The organism is Methylomonas sp. EFPC1 (assembly GCF_016925515.1).
In the GTDB taxonomy this organism is placed as follows: Bacteria; Pseudomonadota; Gammaproteobacteria; order Methylococcales; family Methylomonadaceae; genus Methylomonas; species Methylomonas defluvii.
In genome coordinates this window covers 2,253,964-2,272,709 of record NZ_CP070494.1, presented here as the reverse complement: position 1 = coordinate 2,272,709, position 18,746 = coordinate 2,253,964, and the positions used below count along the sequence as shown (strand labels likewise).

21 protein-coding genes and 1 riboswitch are annotated in these 18,746 nt (G+C 52.3%); of the genes, 6 read left to right on the top strand and 15 right to left on the bottom strand.

Translation table 11 applies throughout. The annotated features are described in order from the left end of the window. Position 1: 1 nt before the first annotated feature. The 14 genes from JWZ98_RS10505 to JWZ98_RS10440 all read right to left on the bottom strand — a co-directional run bounded on the left by JWZ98_RS10505 (position 2) and on the right by JWZ98_RS10440 (position 11,736). Positions 2 to 361, bottom strand: coding sequence for an NAD(P)H-dependent oxidoreductase subunit E (locus JWZ98_RS10505; RefSeq protein WP_205454229.1), 360 nt, complete (start codon positions 359 to 361; stop codon positions 2 to 4). Then, positions 354 to 1,715, bottom strand: a complete 1,362-nt coding sequence (gene cobJ / locus JWZ98_RS10500) for a precorrin-3B C(17)-methyltransferase (RefSeq protein WP_205454228.1) — start codon at positions 1,713 to 1,715, stop codon at positions 354 to 356. The genes JWZ98_RS10505 and cobJ overlap by 8 nt, the downstream gene beginning before the upstream one ends. Next, positions 1,712 to 2,104 carry a cobalamin biosynthesis protein gene (locus tag JWZ98_RS10495; RefSeq protein WP_033158750.1) on the bottom strand — a complete coding sequence of 131 codons (393 nt, stop codon included), beginning with the start codon at positions 2,102 to 2,104 and terminating at the stop codon, positions 1,712 to 1,714. The genes cobJ and JWZ98_RS10495 overlap by 4 nt, the downstream gene beginning before the upstream one ends. Positions 2,105 to 2,108: 4 nt before the next feature. Continuing rightward, positions 2,109 to 2,846, bottom strand: coding sequence for a cobalamin biosynthesis central domain-containing protein (locus JWZ98_RS10490; RefSeq protein ID WP_205454227.1), 738 nt, complete (start codon positions 2,844 to 2,846; stop codon positions 2,109 to 2,111). Further along, the gene (cobI, locus tag JWZ98_RS10485) at positions 2,839 to 3,615 is read right to left on the bottom strand and encodes a precorrin-2 C(20)-methyltransferase (protein ID WP_205454226.1); all 777 of its coding nucleotides are present in this window, start codon (positions 3,613 to 3,615) and stop codon (positions 2,839 to 2,841) included. Before cobI ends, JWZ98_RS10490 begins: the two co-directional genes overlap by 8 nt. Continuing rightward, positions 3,605 to 4,912: a precorrin-6y C5,15-methyltransferase (decarboxylating) subunit CbiE gene (gene cbiE / locus JWZ98_RS10480; RefSeq protein WP_205454225.1), complete on the bottom strand. Its 1,308-nt coding sequence runs from the start codon at positions 4,910 to 4,912 to the stop codon at positions 3,605 to 3,607. The genes cobI and cbiE overlap by 11 nt, the downstream gene beginning before the upstream one ends. Positions 4,913 to 4,914: 2 nt before the next feature. Continuing rightward, complete coding sequence (locus tag JWZ98_RS10475) at positions 4,915 to 6,018, bottom strand: cobalt-precorrin-5B (C(1))-methyltransferase (RefSeq protein WP_240348311.1); 1,104 nt, start codon at positions 6,016 to 6,018, stop codon at positions 4,915 to 4,917. A gap of 4 nt (positions 6,019 to 6,022) precedes the next feature. Then, the gene (locus JWZ98_RS10470; RefSeq protein ID WP_205454224.1) at positions 6,023 to 6,691 is read right to left on the bottom strand and encodes a precorrin-8X methylmutase; all 669 of its coding nucleotides are present in this window, start codon (positions 6,689 to 6,691) and stop codon (positions 6,023 to 6,025) included. A gap of 7 nt (positions 6,692 to 6,698) precedes the next feature. Beyond that, positions 6,699 to 7,520 (bottom strand): sirohydrochlorin chelatase, encoded by an 822-nt coding sequence (locus JWZ98_RS10465; RefSeq protein WP_205454223.1) that lies wholly within the window; start codon positions 7,518 to 7,520, stop codon positions 6,699 to 6,701. Continuing rightward, a complete protein-coding gene (gene cobM / locus JWZ98_RS10460) occupies positions 7,517 to 8,332 on the bottom strand; it encodes a precorrin-4 C(11)-methyltransferase (RefSeq protein WP_205454222.1) in 816 nt (271 codons plus the stop codon). The genes JWZ98_RS10465 and cobM overlap by 4 nt, the downstream gene beginning before the upstream one ends. Next, the gene (locus JWZ98_RS10455) at positions 8,329 to 9,630 is read right to left on the bottom strand and encodes a cobyrinate a,c-diamide synthase (protein ID WP_346015194.1); all 1,302 of its coding nucleotides are present in this window, start codon (positions 9,628 to 9,630) and stop codon (positions 8,329 to 8,331) included. Before JWZ98_RS10455 ends, cobM begins: the two co-directional genes overlap by 4 nt. Beyond that, positions 9,627 to 10,277, bottom strand: coding sequence for a CbtA family protein (locus tag JWZ98_RS10450; RefSeq protein ID WP_205454221.1), 651 nt, complete (start codon positions 10,275 to 10,277; stop codon positions 9,627 to 9,629). Before JWZ98_RS10450 ends, JWZ98_RS10455 begins: the two co-directional genes overlap by 4 nt. A gap of 1 nt (position 10,278) precedes the next feature. Beyond that, complete coding sequence (locus tag JWZ98_RS10445) at positions 10,279 to 10,455, bottom strand: CbtB domain-containing protein (protein WP_081607879.1); 177 nt, start codon at positions 10,453 to 10,455, stop codon at positions 10,279 to 10,281. 86 nt (positions 10,456 to 10,541) lie between these two features. After that, a riboswitch (cobalamin riboswitch) is annotated at positions 10,542 to 10,672 on the bottom strand. Between the two features lie 80 nt (positions 10,673 to 10,752). Further along, positions 10,753 to 11,736, bottom strand: coding sequence for a hypothetical protein (locus JWZ98_RS10440; protein WP_205454220.1), 984 nt, complete (start codon positions 11,734 to 11,736; stop codon positions 10,753 to 10,755). 86 nt (positions 11,737 to 11,822) lie between these two features. On the opposite strand from JWZ98_RS10440, the gene JWZ98_RS23155 reads away from it, so the two are divergent. From JWZ98_RS23155 to JWZ98_RS10415, 5 genes are all read left to right on the top strand, one after another. Beyond that, positions 11,823 to 12,467 carry a flagellar transcriptional regulator FlhD gene (locus JWZ98_RS23155; RefSeq protein WP_240348310.1) on the top strand — a complete coding sequence of 215 codons (645 nt, stop codon included), beginning with the start codon at positions 11,823 to 11,825 and terminating at the stop codon, positions 12,465 to 12,467. Then, entirely contained in the window at positions 12,448 to 13,065 is a 618-nt protein-coding gene (locus tag JWZ98_RS10430; protein WP_205454219.1) for a FlhC family transcriptional regulator, read from the top strand. Before JWZ98_RS23155 ends, JWZ98_RS10430 begins: the two co-directional genes overlap by 20 nt. Positions 13,066 to 13,095: 30 nt before the next feature. After that, positions 13,096 to 13,689, top strand: coding sequence for an STAS-like domain-containing protein (locus JWZ98_RS10425; protein ID WP_033158762.1), 594 nt, complete (start codon positions 13,096 to 13,098; stop codon positions 13,687 to 13,689). 12 nt (positions 13,690 to 13,701) lie between these two features. Beyond that, positions 13,702 to 13,995, top strand: a complete 294-nt coding sequence (locus JWZ98_RS23150) for a FlhC family transcriptional regulator (RefSeq protein WP_240348308.1) — start codon at positions 13,702 to 13,704, stop codon at positions 13,993 to 13,995. A 338-nt stretch (positions 13,996 to 14,333) separates the two neighbouring features. After that, positions 14,334 to 14,594: an AlpA family phage regulatory protein gene (locus JWZ98_RS10415; RefSeq protein WP_203531396.1), complete on the top strand. Its 261-nt coding sequence runs from the start codon at positions 14,334 to 14,336 to the stop codon at positions 14,592 to 14,594. Here the strand turns inward: JWZ98_RS10415 and JWZ98_RS10410 are convergent. After that, positions 14,554 to 15,843 (bottom strand): tyrosine-type recombinase/integrase, encoded by a 1,290-nt coding sequence (locus tag JWZ98_RS10410; RefSeq protein ID WP_101052973.1) that lies wholly within the window; start codon positions 15,841 to 15,843, stop codon positions 14,554 to 14,556. The two genes, JWZ98_RS10415 and JWZ98_RS10410, sit on opposite strands and share 41 nt — an antisense overlap. Before the next feature lie 166 nt (positions 15,844 to 16,009). On the opposite strand from JWZ98_RS10410, the gene mutS reads away from it, so the two are divergent. Next, positions 16,010 to 18,610, top strand: coding sequence for a DNA mismatch repair protein MutS (mutS, locus tag JWZ98_RS10405; protein ID WP_033158765.1), 2,601 nt, complete (start codon positions 16,010 to 16,012; stop codon positions 18,608 to 18,610). Positions 18,611 to 18,746: the final 136 nt, after the last annotated feature.

The window sequence follows — 18,746 nt, the reverse complement described above, 5'->3', positions numbered from 1 at the left end:
GCTATGGAACCGAGCAAGTACTTTGATGATAAATCAGCGCTTCGACAGGTCGACCGCCCACCAAATGCTCATCAATGATGCGCTGTAAATTGGTTTCATTGACGTTGTAATACCAGACGCCATCAGGCTGTACACACATGATGGGGCCAGACTTGCAGGTGGCAAAACAGTGGGTGCGGGTGCGCTTAACCCGGAGTTCGCCTTTGTCGATACCCGCTGCTTTAAACTTGTCTCCCAGGGTTTCGAACAAGGCCTGTGCTTCGCCGTCCTCAGTGCAGCGGGGGCCGGTACACACCAACAAGTGGCGTTTGTAGTCACCCATTTTGGGTTTTTCTGGCATGGGGATGATGTTATCAGTCATGGTGGGTAGATTTCAGAACAGTTGGGGCGCTAAATTGCGCTCGGTCGTCGCGGTAATGCTGTAGGGCGGCGCTATCGAAGCCTGCTTCGTCAGCAACTAACCATAAGTTGAATAAGGCGTCGCCGTGTTGATCGAGCACCTGAATGCCATTGGCTTGATCATCACGGCTGACAAACCAAATCTGCTGCGCCCTGCGCCAGTCGATGTGCAAATGAAAGGCGTCGTTGACGATACTCACCCAGCCATTTTTGCTTTGCAAATCAGTAGCATTGATCAACAATTCCGCCACGGCGCCCGCTTCGCTGCGCACCACGGCGCGTAATTTGCCCCAACCCTGGAGTGACACAAGTAAACGTTCATGACTGTCTGCGGTTGCACGTTGCGCACAGAACAGGCCGGCTTGGTCGCCCAGCGTGGATTGGCTGACGGCGTCGAGAATGTCCGCCAGCGGTTGCGCGAAGTATGCTGCCGCCTGTAGCAGAGTCGCCTTGGGTGTGTCGCGCAAATATTGCCGCACACAAGCTTTCCAGCCCTCCAGGCCCATGCTCAGCGAACGCCCCGCCTGTTCGCCTGCTCGGGTTTCGCCGGTCATGGCGTCATATTTGTTGGCATAGCCGCGTGGCGTCACCATCAACCCTTCACGAACAAAGGTACTGCGGTTGCCGACCAAGACCGTAGTCAACATGCCGATGTCGCAATCCGCCATCTCCGCCAAACGGACGATCTGTATCTGCTGACGAGCCCGATAACCGGATTTAACGATGGCCACCGGCGTATCCGGGCTGCGATGGCGCAACAGAATGTTTTGCGCCTCGACGATGTGTTGAGTGCGACGGCCGCTTTTCGGGTTATACAAAGCCACCACGAAATCCCCGCGCGCCGCGCTTTCCAGGCGGCGGGCGATCACCGGCCAAGGCGTCAACAAGTCGGACAGCGAGATCGAACAAAAATCATGGGTCAGCGGCGCCCCGACCAGGGATGCGCAACTCGACAATGCGGTACTACCGGGCACCACTTCCACTTGAATCGGATCATCCGGCGTCCAGCCACTGTCCAGCAGCAGTTCATAAGTGGGTCCGGCCATGCCGTAAACGCCGATGTCGCCGGACGACACCATAGCGACGATTTTGCCCTGCTTGGCATGTTCATACGCTTCGATACTGCGATCGAGTTCTTCGGTCATACCTTTTTTGATGACTTCCTTGCCATCGAGCAAGTCTTGCACCAGTTTGATGTAGGTGCTGTAACCAATCACCACGTCCGCTTCCGCAATCGCTTGGCGAGCGCGGGCAGTCATGTGCTCATGCGCGCCGGGGCCGATACCCACCAGTAAAATTTTGCCTGCTTTTTTCATTTGATTCTCGCTATCGAAACGGTGGCGTTCTTGCCGTCCGTGCCGCAATATTTATGTTTCTCGACCAGTAAATCCGACAATTCGGCATTGGCCGCTCTCAAAGCGGCCGCTTCCGCCACAGCCGGAGTACCCATGTATTTCATGACCACCTCGGATGGATTCGGTACCGGGATGGTGGCCAGAGCCTCAGCCGGATAAAAATACAGCGGCCAATCGTATATCTGGGCTAGTTGTAACAAGGCTGCTTCATCATTTTTTTTGTCGATGCTGGCCAAACCGGCTACCGTAGATACATCGAGCCCGCAACGCCACAAGGCCTGGGCCAAGGCTTGCCGCAAGGTATCCAGGCTGGCATTGCGGTCGCAACCCATGCCAATCATGACTTTCATACACTTACGCTTGATCCCTGGGCGGCCTATACACCACCAGTCGCTCAGCCAGTTGTTGCCAAACAGTCGGATCGATTGCCCGGTGTGTGACCCATAGAATTGACCGGTATTGTTCGGTGTTGACGTCCTCAAAGCGCTGGAACAGGTGAATATTGGCCGGTAACGGCGATGGCCGCGTCCACCAATTTGAGCTGCCGGCTTCCTGCACGAAGGCAATCGGCAGTTGATTGACCACGTCCGCCGACACACGCGTGATGTTGACCTTAGGGGCTTCCACTTGCCAGCCCAGTTCACGGCCCAAAATATCCACCGGAATGGTTTTGCCCACGTCCGACGCGGTGGTCAGCACCGGCGTGGCATTTAGCAACGCGGCGACTTTTTCGGCATAAGCATTGGCACCGCCGACATGGCCGGATAGCACCGGAATCACGAATTCGGCGGCATCGTCTATCACCAGCACACCGGGATCTTCATCCTTGGATTTAAGATGCGGCGCAATCAGCCGTACCACCGCACCCAGCGACACCAGAAAAATAATTTGGTCGTAGGCTGCGAACAACTCGCCGATGTGCGCGCTCAACGCCCCCTGATACACGCAACGCGGATTGGCAAAATCACCCAAATGTTCGGATTGCTTCTCCGATACCACCACCTCCGCTTCGGGGAGTTGTGGTGCCAGGCGAGTGGCAATCCCGGCGCCGTGTTTGGTAATCGCCACCAGGGCGACACGCACTTCATTCATCGATTGAGTCCTTTTTCTTGCGGCAACCGCGCTGCATTTCGCTGCGCTGACGGCCTGGGTTTTTGATGATAAGTAACGACAGATAATTGACCTTTTGCCCCTCGAGGCTGGCGATGTCGTGCACCATGCGTTCTTCCGGCGCCCCGGCTTTTTCGATAAACCAGCCTTGACCGAGCAAATCACGGCGGCGCAGCAAATCGATTACATCGTCCAGCAAAGGTTTGACCTTAAGCAGCACCAAGGTATCGAAATCCTCGAGCAGGCGTTCAATCTGATCAATGCCGTATCCGGCGGGGATGATGGCGATAGTGTCATCAACATCAGCCAGCGGTTCGCCACTACGCGCCGCAGCGGCATGAAACGACGACACCCCCGGCACGACTTCCACGGTGACATCGGCTTGCAAAGCACGCACGCTGCGTTGCAAATGGCCGAAAGTGGAATAGGTCGAGGCGTCGCCTTCCACCAGAAACAACACATCCTCGCCGCGTTGTAATAGTGCCAACACGGTTTGTGCTGCTGCCAGCCAGTAACGGGCCAGAATCTCGGCATCGTGAGTCATCGGAAAATGCAGCTCGCTATGTTCGACGGGCGGTTTCAGGCCGGCGCGCAAGGCTATATTCAAGGCATAACTGTCGCTATTTTTCTTGCGTACCGGATAGGTCCAGTGCCGGGACCCCGATAGTAAGTCCCAGGCACGGCGGGTAATCAGGCCAGGGTCGCCGGGGCCGAGTGAGACGCCGTAGAGTGTGCCGAGTTTAGTGTTCATCGTGACCGCATAATATGGGCTGTAAAGAATGGGTGGCAGATACGATCCACACTGGATTTTCGGCCTGCATGCGATGCATATTGAGAATCGGGCTACTACGCGAGGCTTGAATCTGACAGACGTCCCAGTCTGCGCCGAGTTGTTTCAGGGTATCGACGGCGGTGGACAGGTTTTCCAGCGTGACGAAGTTCATCACCAGCCAACCCGCCGGGCGCAAACGCCCTAAACACAAGGCTATCAATTCCGCCAATTCGCCACCGGAACCGCCGATGAATACTGCATCCGGATCGGGCCAGGTGTCGAGAAATTGCGGCGCCTTGCCATGCACGAAGCTGTAATTGCTGATACCCCAGGCAGCCTGATTCTGTTCGACATTAGCCATGTCATCGGCGTTTTTTTCGATGGCAAAGACATGACCCTCGGAACACAGCCGCGCAGCCTCCAAACCCACCGATCCGGAGCCGGCGCCGATGTCCCAGACAATACTTCGACGCGCCAATTGCATCCTCGCCAACGATACCGCACGCACTTCGCGTTTAGTGATCAGGCCTTTTTCCGGCTTGCGCTGCTGAAAGCTGTCGTCGCTGACGCCAAACAATACCGGTGCGGACAAAGCCGTTTTGCGTTTTAGAATGACGACGTTGGGATCGAGATAACGGCTTTGAGCGACCTCCGCGATACTCAGCCAGGCGTTGACTCGCTGTTGCGGCTGCTTTAGAGCTTCAGCAATCGCCATTTCGAACGCATCAGCCAAGCCTTCGATTTGCAATAAGCGGGCGATACGTGCTGGGGCGTTGTCCGGGCTGGTCAATATCGCCAGCAAATCGTGTTGGCGGCAGCGCTGAGCTAATTCGTACAAGCCATGCTCCGGCGTGGCCCCGCCCAGCCATTCACCGGCATCCTTGCTGTGGATCGAAACGATAGCGGCGGTTTGCCAAGACAATTTCAACTCGGCAAAGGCTAGTTGTATCGTACTTAGATTGGGCAAGATGCGTACCCTTCTGGACTCCAGCTTGCCGGCCAGGAAACCGGCGATGCCGTGGCACAAGGGATCACCAGTCGCTAGTACAGCTACTGCTTCATTTTGCGCCAACGCGACATTGATCCAGTCCGGCACTTGTTTGAGTTGCCCGGTTAAGTCGTAGTGTCTGGCCTGAGTAATATCTTTGGCCAGCGTTGCCAGCAGACGGCTGCCGGCGATGACATGCTTTGCTTCGCGCAATGCCTGCAAGGCCTCCTGGCTCAGGCTGGTGACGCCGTTGTCTAGTACGCCGATAAAACTGCACATCGCTTGCATGATCAATTCCTTCCGGCTTCGGCCAGTTTGTTGCCATCAAAATCACACACCAGAACACTGATGTGAAAATGGCCGGGATAACGGTTTTCCAAGGTGGCGATGACTCGATTAGCCAGTTCGACATGAAATTCGTATTCCAACCCCAACTCGGCCATGCATTCGGAGGCGTAGCGAGCGGTTTCTTGAGCAGAGATGGCGTCGCACACATCGTCCGGCGCACCGATGCTACGGGCAATATCAGCGACCAGTTCCACATCGACCGGGGCGCGACCGGCATGAGTAATGGTTTCACCCTGGGCCATTTTGGTCAGCTTGCCGACCATGCCGCCGATGATGATGTTTCGAATCCCGCAACGAGCGGCGGCGTCCAGTGCGGGTGTTAGAAAGTCGCCCATTTGCACGAAACAGCTTTCATCCAGCTCGGGCAATTCGCGCATCACGAATTTCTCGGTGCGGCCACCGGTGGTCAGCACCACGCTAGCCTGCCCCTGATTGGCCGCCACTTCCACGCCTTGCACCACGCTGGCCCGAAATGCCGCCGTGGAATACGGATGCACGATCCCGGTCGTACCTAAAATCGAAATGCCGCCGATAATGCCCAAACGATAGTTCAGGGTTTTTTTCGCCATCTCTTCGCCGCCCGGCACCGAGATTGTTACCTGTAAGCCTCGGGTTTTTAGCGCTTCGGCGGCGATCTGACGGATGTTATCTTCGATATTTTTTCGCGGAACCGGATTGATGGCCGGACCGCCGACCGCCAGCCCCAAACCGGGCCGAGTGATCAGGCCTATGCCCTCGCCGCCTTGCAATACGATAGTGTCTGGTTGTTCTATCCACATCACATCCGCCGTCAACCGAGCGTGATGGGTGCAGTCCGGATCGTCGCCGGCGTCTTTTTCGATGACAGCATGTGCTCGGTCGTTCTGTACGAAGCTTTCTTCGACTTTGAACGCCACGTCTTGTCCGTTGGGCAGCACGCAGTCGATAGTGTCCGGCACACGCCCATTTAGCAAACCCTGCACTGCCGCCCGTGCAGCTGCCGCCGAACAGGCGCCGGTGGTGTAACCCTGGCGGGTACCTTTGGGTTTGCGTTCCGGCATTGCCATGCTATCAGCCGTTTTTCTGCCGGGTTTCCGCCAAGCTCAACAAGGCATGAATCGCCGCGACGACCAAGGTCGAGCCGCCTTTACGTCCACGGGTGATGATCCATGGCACATCGTGTAATTCGGCGAGTAAATCCTTGGATTCCGCTGCCGAGACAAAGCCGACCGGCATGCCGACGATCAGCGCCGGTTTAATGCCGTCTTCTTTGATCATCCGCAATACTTCCAACAACGCGGTGGGTGCATTACCGACGGCGACAATGCCACCATCGATTAAACCCAGGCGCTGCGCTTTACGCATGGCTTGTACCGCGCGGGTGCTGTTGACCTGTTTGGCGGCGGCTATGACATCCGCATCGGCGATGAACTGGCGGGCGCTGATGCCAAAATGCGCCAGGCGCGGCTGCGATAAGCCGACGCAAATCATTTCCACGTCGGCAACGATCGGCGCACCGTTTAAAATGGCTTGAATACCATCTTCGACTGCATGCGCGGAAAACTCGGTCAGGCCATTGAATTCAAAATCGGCAGTGGCGTGGATCATGCGCCGCACCACTTGCCATTGGCCATCAGAATAATTGTGCTCGCCGACTTCGCGGTCGACGATGGCAAAGGAATCGTGTTCGATTTGTTGCCCGGCCTGGGTCAGTTGTTCGGTTTGAATGTTGTGGCTCATGGCTACTCTAATGATGGTGGTGATGTTCGGCTTGCTCGCGGTACTGACAGCCGTCGCATTCCAGCATTTTCGGCGCGACCGGGTCGGAGGCTTCGGTAACCCGTTGATCAAGCAATTTAAAAATGGCCGGATCAAAACCAAAATACGTACCGGCACCGAAGGCAATCTGCGGATATTGGCTTTGCAAGCGTTCGATTTGTTTGCCGATGCGTTCTATCAGCAGGCCGGTGAACAGGTAATAGGGCAAAATGGCAATTTGCGACATGCCCAAACGCACCTGACGTTGCACTGCCGTTTCCAGGCGTGGATGGGTAATCCCGGTAAAGGCGATGTCGACCAGTTCATGTTCGGTGGTTTCAAACAGCCAGCGCGCCAGTTTTGCTAGTTCGCCGTTGGCGACTTTGTCGGAGGAACCACGGCCTAAAATGATCACGCCGGTGGTTTTCGGATCCGGCATGGCCAACGTTTTGAGCGCGCTTTTCAATTGATTTTGCAGCACGGTCAGGAGGGTTTCATTGCTGCCCAGATGTGGGGCGTAGATGAATTCGACGGTTGGGAATTTTTCGCGGGCTTCTTCGATATGCTCGGGAATCTCCATCTTCACATGCCCGGCGGCACTGATGATCAGCGGCACCACAATCACGCGACTCGAACCTTGCGCGGCGCGGCTTAAACCTTCTTCCAGCAGCACCTCGGCAAGCTCGATGTAGCACAAATCAATGCGCCAGTCGGGGTGTTGCGCCTGCCATTGTTGCTGAAAGGTTTGGATTTCTTGATTGCCTGCCTGGTTGCGCGAACCATGGCCGACTAAGAGAACGGTGGTCGTCATGCCTTTTCCTTAGGGTTTAGCCGCTCGGCGCGGCGAAAGCGATGCGTAAAACCAGCATCATAAAGTTTGGATTTTTTTAACTCGGGCCAATGCCGGGCGCCCAGCGTTGGACTGACCACGATCATCGCCTGGCTGTTAATTTTGGCGGCCCGGCAGCGTTCGCGAATATCAGCCAGCGTGCCGCGAATAATCTGTTGTTCGTCCGGCCAGCTGGCTTTATGGACTACCAATACCGGGGCATCATCCGCCCAACCGGCAGCTTTTAATTCGCGCTCGATCGTGGACAGCAAGGTGATCGATAAGAACAGGCACAGCGTGGTGTGATGACTAGCCAGTTCTTGCAAGGATTCACCGTCCGGCATTGGGGTGCGGCCTTCAACGCGGGTTAAAATCACGGTCTGCGTGACTTCCGGCAAGGTCAGGCTTTCCACCGCGCAAGCCATCGCGGCAAAGGCCGACGACACGCCCGGCACTACTTCGACGGCAATGTTGGCCGCATCCAGCGGTTGCACCATTTCGATCAGCGCGCCGTACAAGCCAGGGTCGCCGGTTTGCAGGCGAATTACGGTTTTGCCCGGACCGGCTTGTTCGATCAGCCAGTCGGTGATCTGCTCCAAAGTCATGTCTTTGGAATCTTTGATCACGCAAGTGCTTGGCGCCCATTGCGTCGCGGCGGCTTGGACTAACGAACCTGCAAACAAAATGGCGTCAGCCTTGGCGATTAAGTCGCGGCCTTTGACGGTTATTAAATCTGGATCGCCGGGACCTGCACCAACAAACCAAACCTTCGACTGAGTAGACTGACTGCTCATAGAAAAAATCCAGCCGCGACCTGCGGGTTGAATGGGAAATAGTTATGCAGATAAGACGCCTGCAATGAACCCACCCGGTAAAAGTTTTCGCTGCGGCTGCGATTGCGTTGCGGGATCGATTCGGTGAACGGCTGCAGTGTCGTTTCCAGTTGCGAGTGATGAAAGCTGTGCCCTCGAATTTCACCTTGTTCCAACTGCAAGCTGTGCATGCCCAGATTCACCAAGCGTTTTTGCATTTGCGCGCTGCCGGGTAGTAATCCTGCCATCGCTGCCGCATTGCCGTCTTTGTCGGTCAAGCGTTCCAGCAAATATAAAAAGCCACCGCATTCGGCGTAAATCGGTTTACCGGCTTGATGATGTGCATATAACGATTGCTTCATCGCGACATTGTAGGCCAATGCTTGTAGATGTAGTTCCGGGTAACCGCCGGGCAGGTAGACACTGTCTGCCTCGGGTAATGCCTGGTCTGCGAGCGGCGAGAAAAACTTAAGTTCAGCGCCCATGGCTTGCAAACAATCCAGATTGGCCTGATAGATAAATGAAAAGGCGGCGTCACGGGCTATGGCAATCCGTTTACCGGCCAGCAATTGTGACGGCGTTGTGGCGGTGATCGGCGCGAAGGCGACGGGCTCCGGCAATCGGCATGGCGCAAGGCTACTGAGTAATTCGGCTGCGCGCGTCAAACGAAGATCGAGGTCGCCAATTTCATCGGCCTGCATTAAGCCTAAGTGCCGAGACGGCAAGCCGACCGCGTCGTCTTTCGCCATCGCAGCCAGCAAAGGCATGCTGTCCAGCAAGGCTTCTTCCAGTAATTTAGCATGACCAGGACTGCCGACTTTGTTGGCAATGACTCCGGCAAACGGCAAGTTGGCACGGTAATGGGCTAAGCCGTAAGCCACGGCGGCAAAAGTTTGTGCCATGCCGCCCGCATCGATGACAACGGCCACCGGCACATTTAACGTTTGCGCCAAATCGGCGCTGCTGCTATCGCCGTCGAACAAGCCCATGACACCTTCAATCAAGATGATGTCCGCTTCGGCTGCCGCGTTATAAAGCAGCTCGCGACAATGGGCCTCACCCATCATCCATAAATCCAGTTGATAGACCGGTTGTCCGCAAGCAGAGCTAAGAATTTGCGGATCGATAAAATCCGGGCCGGTTTTGAACACATGCACCTTGCGGTTTTGCTGGCGATGGTAATAAGCCAAGGCTGCGGTGATAGTGGTTTTGCCTTGGCCTGAGGCGGGGGCGCTGATTAATATCGCCGGGCAATGACGTGTTGCAGTGGCACTCATCATTCAAATGTCACTTTACGCAGCAATCTGCCCGATATGGCGCCCAAGGTCAGCCAGAAAATAGCGTTGTTGATGGATGTCAACACCACAAATTGCTGTTGTAAGGCTTCGGGCGCTAAAGCCTGGGCAACCTCCGGATGCGGTGCGCCGATTAGATGCGGTAAGGCCAGTAAGCCAGCGCCGCCGATTTGCAGCCAGCGCTGTTTGGTCAAAAAAAGACCAAACAAGCCAATCGCGGTAGCGGCGGCCGTAAAAAGCCACCACACTTGGCGACTATGTATTTCGGCGCTGTCGGTGCCGGGCAATTCCGGCGGCAAGCCCAATGATGGCGCGACAAAAAATACCAAATAACCGGCCAAACCCCAGCCGAGTCCATACAGATAACCGCGTTGGTCTCGCCAATACATGGAAGCACTGATCAATAAGGCAAAGCCGAAGCCGGTCAGGCCATTGAACAGCAAGGTAAAACCATTGCGTTGCCATCCATCCATCGGCTGCCAGTCATGCACATGCTCAGCCGATGCCGTTTCGAATTGTTCGGCGGCCAAAATCAAGGGCAAGGTTTGATAGTGTTGTAGCACGCTGAGTAACAAGCCGCCCAATAGTCCCGCCAGTAGCGAGACTGCGACCAGCTTACGAAAATCCGCCATGTTAATGGCAAGGAAAAGCTGCGCTGTGACGTCCGTCGTGGGCGGCGTTATGCAGGTAGTTGTTAGCGTCCTGCAAGAAACCCAAACCTAACACGACGGTCAGGCCCAAAACAATAGCACTCAGGCCGGGCAGGATTTTTGAGGAAGAAAGGGTGGTAGATGCCGCGAGTGTTTTCATGGTTGTCTGTTCCGAATAAGGTGGACGGAATAACAGAGGGAAAGACAAACCAAAAAAACCGATTTGACAGATCGCCCTCCGCAATACTGTTGACTACAGTTTTAGGCCTGTCTCCGGGCTCGTGACGAATCACCTACCGTTGCGGGGGCAGCGTCGGCATTTAACCGACTTCCAGTTTCACCCGCCAAGAGCGGGAACCTTAAAACCAGCGGCGATTGTATGCCGCAGCTAGTCGTAGGGCAAATGAAATGTATTGAAATAAGAATAAACGGTGCGGCAGCAGCTCCTCTCGACAAGTTATCGATCAACCAGTAATCGCCCGCAACGAGTGATTCTATCAAAACTAAACACATGCTCTCTCGGGCTTTCATAACACCGTCCCACTAACCTCCGTCGATAATCCGGTTCGCCTTTTTCGAGATAAATAGTGGCGCCACAAATGGGACATGGCGCCGAATACCGAACTAACCGAATTACTCTTAAATCTCCATCTCGAAGCAGTTCGAACTGCGCAGACTGTTCATAAAACTTTGTGAATAGTTCATGGGCTACGACAATTCGGTCATCCAACAATAATATCCAAGGCTTGATGATAGTTACCCAGGAACCATAGGGAATCGCGAAAATACTGACCAGTAATGTCAAATCTTGCGTTGTCACCGGCCTAGGCACGGATAACGATAGCCATCCGGCATAGGCAATTAACAATGCAAGTCCGCCTATTGTCGCCAACCAGCCCAGTACGCCCCATACATGCCATCGGCGTAATTCGATTTGTCCGTGCCGAAATAACCAACTCGCGATCCAACTGGGTTTGACTTCACCCAATTCTGTCAGTTGATAGCTGGCTTGCAAATCGGCTACGTTGCTCCCAGCCCGAACATCCTCGATTGCTTGGTCTTCTTCCAATATCACCGGAACCGTTTCAGCTTTGATATAAAACGTCGTGTGTCGTCCCGGCCCTCCCTTTGTGCTTTTACGCTCCGGCTTTGGATAATGCGAAAGCCTACGCTTACGGGCAAACTCCATGATTTGCGGTTCACGGATTTCGCAATATTTTTTTAACGAACCCGGCCAGTCGATCCATTTTTTAGGTTCGGCACTGTCTAAGGACTCACCAACAGCAGCGACGATTACATCGGCCGTGAAACGTCGCTCCGACTCTTCGAAATCCACTTTCTTTAACGATTCCTGAGCTAACGCGCGCAATATGCGGTGGCCTTTTTCATCGCTTGGCTCACTATCCAACCAATCGATCAAGCATTGAATTACCTCGCGCATAAACCACCCCAAACCAGGTAACCGGTAGTTGCGGTCTGGTTAGCGAATAGCCGATTCATAACAATGTCCTCCATAACGAATGCGAGATGAGCGAAGTAAAAATGATTTTGGAAAGCACTTATTCAGGTCAAACGCCAATTAAGACTCCACTTGTTGTGGGCAAAGCCTCTAATAAGCAGAACGAGGTTAGAAGAATTTCAGAATCATTCAATCCATCAAACCATGCAAATTGCCTGGCGTTATCAAATTGGCCGCACATCACATGCCGAAAGAAGCATCACCAACCCAATAAGCCAATTATTTTCAACAACGCCAAATCAGATCAATCGAGGCTTCCGGAGCTTTGTGACCCAAATCAGGTCACTTTGCGACCGAGACATTTGCGCGTTGCTCTCCTAGCATATCGACAACAGTCGTTAATCAACTCAGAGGCGTTTATGTCAACACTGGACGAAGATCTTGCCCGGTTAAATTTCGAATATCTCATGCTTGCTAGAGAGTGCGCGCGCAGTAATCCTGAAGAAGCGGCCTGGCGATTTGGATTAGATCGAGTTGGCATAGACCGTCTCGCCGGCATGACACAGGAGCAACTTCGTGAACACGCCGAAAGCAGTCGCGCTGTGATTCAGTTATTGCCTGTCTATACCCCAAGCAACTTGCCCCTGGTTGCCTATGTGGATCTCCTCCAACCTTGTATCACTAGAACTGCGGATGAAACCAATGCCGTTTAAAAGCAGGTCAAATATAGGCGCAGACTTGGTCTTGGCGGAAAGGCTAATTCAACTCGGCACCCGTCCGCCAATTGTCAGCCAACTCTGCCATCTAACCCGAAAGCAAAGCATCACATTTTTTAAAGCTATACAAGGAAAATCGCCCAAACAAGGCATGCTGCCACATGATCATCAATGGGCCATTCGCTCAGCATTCAACAATATTCATGCTTATTTATTTTTAAGCATTATTGAAGACATTCGGCACCGGCTTTCTACCCCAAACCTGAATGCAACCTTACTAGTTGCGGCCTACGAGATTTACAGCAATGTCGCTTCCAGAATTTTACCCAATCGACAATGTATCCAACCACTTTCCAGCCAATATTATCCGTTAGATATCAACCGGGCTTGGTATTTAATCGGCCTGCTCTCAGCGGGTGATTTGGTATTCATTTTTTGCGGGCGTTGCCACGCCCGTTACTTGGGAATGATTCATCCCGAGGTCGCATTTAGCCAATGCCCAATCTGCGATGTATGGACTGATCGCTCAGGTCGGCGGCGCTGGGTTTCCGCAAAATCAAAAATGCTCACATTGAACAAACCAAACGCTCGTTAGGCATTCCATCAGCTACTAAGGAGAAGTCGCATGCATATCGTTGTCGTCACAGCCACCAGTTCCCAAATTCCTCAGTCGGTTCATGGCAAAAATCTCGCGCGATTGGCTCGCGAATGCTTTGCCAATCAACAGTCGCTGACAATTGATTTTAGGGACGTTAAAAACATCACCCAGGGGTTCTTTCAGGAATTGTTTTTGCCATTGGTCGCTGAATTCGGATCCGATTTTCTGAAATCGAAACTGAAAATAGTCAATATGGCTGGGCACGTCGATAACATTATGCAGTCAGCATTCAAAAATCTGAAGGGCTACTTTGACAAATTGACGACGATCGATCAGCTGGGATGCGATGAAGAGATTTATACCATGAATCAGGCCTGGCTCATCAAAGCTAGGGAAATCGCTAGAGAAAATTCAGTATTGACGGAATTGGTGCTGGGAATTTCGGACGAATCCATGCGATCAGCCGTTGGGTGCTTATCCCTAGAAGACATCGATTTCATTGCCCGCTCCAACTGGCTATGTTTTACCCCTCGGTTTTCGAGTCAATTTATCCAAAGCATCAAGAAAGACTCTCCCCCAATGGCGGAAGCCATGCTCGGATTAAGTGGCACTATTGATTAAGGGAGGCAGCTAATGCTCATGAAATATCAACAACAAACCTTGGCAATAGAACTACTCAATCTCAATGCGAAAGTCAAAATCGTACATCAAGAAACGGGAATTCCGATCAAGTTATTGAGGCAGACATATCATCAATTACATGGTCAATCGCCCAGTCGTGGATCGATCAAGTTTTCAACCCGAGGTTTGACCGGTAGTCGCCGTAAGTATAAAGATGTAACCATCTTCGCCGTGTGTTTTCAGGTTGCCACGGCCAAATCGAAAGAAGGCCAAATCCAGACGCTAATTACTGACTTTAATGCGTAAAAAAAATCATATCCCTTGGGACAACTCGAGTTTTCCGATGCTTGGGTGGTGGCACAGGACATCAAAGATAAACGAGTTCAACTTTCGAAGTGTCCACAATGTCAATCTTGGGTTTTGTTAAAAGCCCGTGAAGATCTCACTGATCGCTGCAGCATCTGCAAAATACATTTATGAGAAGGTTAACCAAAAATATTTGAATCCTGAATAAGATAAAATGGCAACCAATCCGGTCATTGCTTTATTTAAAACAAGGCCGGATCGAACGAGCGACCTATTTATTGGTAGACAACAAATACATGAGTAACGCCCATAAACATCAGTCGGTATTGAGACCCATCATGATTGATCTTGAGGCGGTTTCAGAAGTCACAGGGCTTTCTGAATCTACCATCCAATCATTGATTCGTGCCGATGAGTTCCCTAAGCCTCGTAAAGCATCTGCACGCCGTTCCTGCTGGTTACTACGCGAAATTGAAGAATGGGCTGAGTCGCGTCCTGTTTCCGATTTATTACCCCCTCCTAATACGGCAATAGGCGGACGCAACGGCAAACCTAAATCTAGAAATTTGCCAATGACTCAAGATGCTCTGACAGATTAAAGAGCCATAGGCGTTTTTCATCGTCATATTGATGCCGATTATAAGTTCCTACCACACCGGGTAACATATGACCGAGAATCGTTTCACCTACGGAATCTGGACATCCTAATTTTGCAAGCAAGGTGCGTGAAGTCCGTCGCAAATCATGCGGTGCCCAATGAGTCACCGTTAATCGAGGCCTCACCTGCTCAGGGCGTATCTGACTATAGGGCTGTCTATAAAACACCTGTTCAGTGACGTATTTTTGTTCGATGTGCCCCACTTTATGACGGGATGGAAATAGAAAACCGTCTCCATACAATTTTTTCCGCCGTAACACCACTGCCAACCCCCTACCGAATAAGGGCACCCTTTGATCTGTAGCAGTTTCATGTCGAGCATTTTTCGTTCTAATTTTCGGTATCGTCCACCAAACTTGACCGCCCTCTTCACTAATTTCAGTTCCTGACATGCCGACAATTTCTGAGCCGCGAGTTCCGGTCCAAAGATATAACATTAGAACGTCAGTAATTATCGGTGCGAAATTTGGAAGCCAAGCTATCAATTCACCGATTTCGTCTTCAGTGAGTACGCGTTTGACCACGCCGATGTTCTTACCTTCTATGGTCTTTCCTTTTGATCTAATTTTTCCACGTAAAATTAAGCGCCACCAATTTACTGCAGCTTCAGGTAGTCTGCCGGCATCCATTGCATAATCCCATGCTGCTCCTAACTCACATCGTAATTTTCCGGCCTGCACGGGCGATATTGCGGCGTACTTTTGAATCAAATCAAAAGCCATTGAGCGGGTAATTGCAGTGGATGGTAAATCCGCCATATCACCCAGCATTGTGTTAAACATCCTAGTAATTTCAGTAGAACCTTTTTTGGCTCTGTGGCGACAAACATGTCCAGCTAAATATTCATCACACAGCACTCTAACTGTATAAGCGTTTTCAGAATTTGCCGCCTCTTGTTTTAATATTAAAGCTTTTGCCTCTAACTTAGCTTGCTTTGCCTCTAATACAGGATCATTACCAGAATCACGCTGGTTTTTCAAAGCTTCCCAAGCGACAATAGCCACGGGAAATGACATAGATGGCCAATGACCAATTGACACCTGCCTAAGGCGTCCATCAACAGTGCTTCTATACCGATAAAACCAAGTTCTCACTTTTGCCATGGCAGACAAACGCAGTCCTGGGTAATCGTCAAAAGCCATATGCTGTCCTGGCTGCAAAGCTTTAGCGGTGCGGGCATCGAATTGCATTTTAGTATAGGTTTTTTATGTTGATCGATGACACGAGTATAACTCGAAAAAACCTATACTAAAACCTATACTAAACAGCAAAGTGCAGGGAAGTTTTGAAAAGTGTAGCTGGAGTGAACCCGGCTCACAACATAGACATATTATCTGTTATTTCATTAACTTACGAATGAATATCCAAACAAAACAAGACAGCAGGCAAGGCAACAAAACACAGCACACCCCGATGATGCAACAATATATGCGCATCAAATCCGGCCAGCCTGACACGCTGTTGTTTTACCGAATGGGAGATTTCTACGAGCTGTTTTTCGATGATGCGAAAAAGGCCGCGCAGTTATTGGATATTACGCTGACCGCTCGCGGGCAGTCCGGCGGCCAACCCATCCCTATGGCCGGCATTCCTTATCATGCAGCGGAAAACTACATCGCCCGCCTGCTTAAACAAGGCGAATCGATTGCAATCTGTGAGCAGATCGGCGACCCGGCCAAATCCAAAGGTCCAGTAGAACGCAAGGTGGTGCGCATCGTCACGCCAGGCACTGTCACCGACGAAGCGTTGTTGGAGGATCGCAAGGACAACCTGCTGGTGGCTTTAGCCGTATTCGACAAGTTCTTCGGGCTGGCTTGCCTGGACTTAGGCAGCGGGAAATTTACACTACAGCAATTGGACAGCGAAACCCAGCTACTTAGCGAGATCGAGCGCTTGAACCCGGCTGAATTGTTGTATAGCGAGGATATTAAACTGCCGTCGGCCATCAAGGAACGCCGGGGCTTATGCAAACGGCCGCCCTGGCATTTTGACTTGGATAGTTGTCGGCTATTGATTTTAAAGCAGTTCAACAGCCACGATTTAAAAGGCTACGGCTGCGAACATTTACCGTCGGCCATTTGCGCGGCAGGTTGTTTGTTGCAATACATCCGCGATACCCAGCAAAGCGCCCTGCCCCATATTCAAGGCATCCGCGTCGAGAACAGCGACGACAGCATTAGCTTGGACGCCGCCAGCCGCCGTAATCTGGAGCTGGACAGCCATCCCAGCGGCCAAATGCAATACACCTTGTTGGGGGTGTTGGACAAAACCGCCACCGCGATGGGCAGCCGTTGCCTACGGCGTTGGATACACCGACCGCTACGCGATCATGCCGTTGTCAATGGCCGTTACGCCTGCATCGCCAGCCTGTTGCTGAATCATTTACATGAAGATCTACAAGCCAGCCTGCGTCAGGTGGGCGATATAGAACGGATTAGCTCTCGGATTGCTTTGAAGTCAGCGCGACCACGTGATTTACTGGTATTGCGACAGACCTTGGCGGTTTTGCCGCAACTGCAAAACCAACTGGCCGATAGCGACAATCCGCATCTGGAAAGCCTGCGAACGCAATTGCGCGAACAACCGCAATTACTGGCCCTGTTGCAACGCGCCATCATAGACAATCCGCCGGTGCTGATTCGCGACGGCGGTGTGATTGCCCCCGGTTATCATCCTGAGTTGGACGAGTTGCGTAATCTCAGTCAAAACGCCGACCAGTTTCTGATCGATATGGAACTGCGCGAACGAGCGGCTACAGGTATCGCTACACTCAAGGTCAATTACAACCGAGTGCACGGTTATTACATCGAGATTTCCAATGCCCAAGCCGACAAAGTCCCGGTGCATTACACCCGCAAACAAACGCTGAAAGGTGCGGAGCGCTACATCACGCCGGAGCTTAAATCTTTTGAAGACAAGGTGCTAAGTGCCCGCGAAAAATCCCTGTCCTTCGAGAAAGCCTTATACGATCAGTTGCTGGAAACGCTAGGCAATGCGTTACTCGATCTGCAGCAGTGCGCCAATGCCTTGGCCGAACTGGATGTGCTGGTCAATTTTGCCGAACGCGCCGAAACCTTAAACTTGTCCCAACCGATATTGGACCAACAGCCGGGCATCGACATTATCGCCGGCCGGCATCTGGTGGTGGAAACGCTATCCAGTATTCCCTTCGTCGCCAACGATCTTAATTTCTCAACAGAGCGGCGGATGCTGGTGATCACCGGTCCGAACATGGGCGGTAAATCGACTTATATGCGCCAAGCGGCATTGATTGTGCTGATGGCTCACATCGGCTGTTATGTGCCGGCGCAAGCACTGCGCTGCGGACCGATAGACAAGATATTCACCCGCATTGGTGCGTCCGACGATTTGGCCAGCGGCCGCTCGACTTTTATGGTGGAAATGTCGGAAACCGCCAATATTCTGCATAACGCCACCAGCAACAGCTTGATATTGATGGATGAAATCGGCCGCGGTACCAGCACCTTCGACGGCTTATCGTTGGCTTGGGCTTGCGCCGATTATTTGGCTCGCCACACTCAGGCATTCACGCTATTCGCGACCCATTATTTCGAATTAACCACGTTGGCCGAAGAACAAGGCAATATCCATAACATCCATTTGGACGCGATGGAACACGGCGACAAGATCGTATTTTTACATGCCGTGAAAGACGGTCCGGCCAGTCAAAGCTACGGTTTACAAGTGGCGGCACTGGCCGGCGTGCCGCAGAGTGTGATTGCCAACGCCAAAAACAAGTTGGCCCAACTGGAAAACACCGCCTATATCGAGCTGCAAAATCATAGCGAAATCAACCAGTTTGATTTATTCACCAGTCAGGAATGCCATCCGGCGGTCGTGCTGCTGGAAGAACTCGATCCCGATCATTTAAGTCCTCGGCAAGCATTGGACGCTTTATATCGATTGAAAGCGCTGCTAAAAGCTAACAAGCGTTGATAGTGGCGGGTTGCGGGTTCAAGACAATTTGCGCCCTGCTGTCAGGCCGTTAACAGCGGAAAGCCTTGTTTTACATTAACTGTTTGCGGTTGCAACTAGTATACTTTTCCTAGTATTTCCACTTTCACAGTAAATT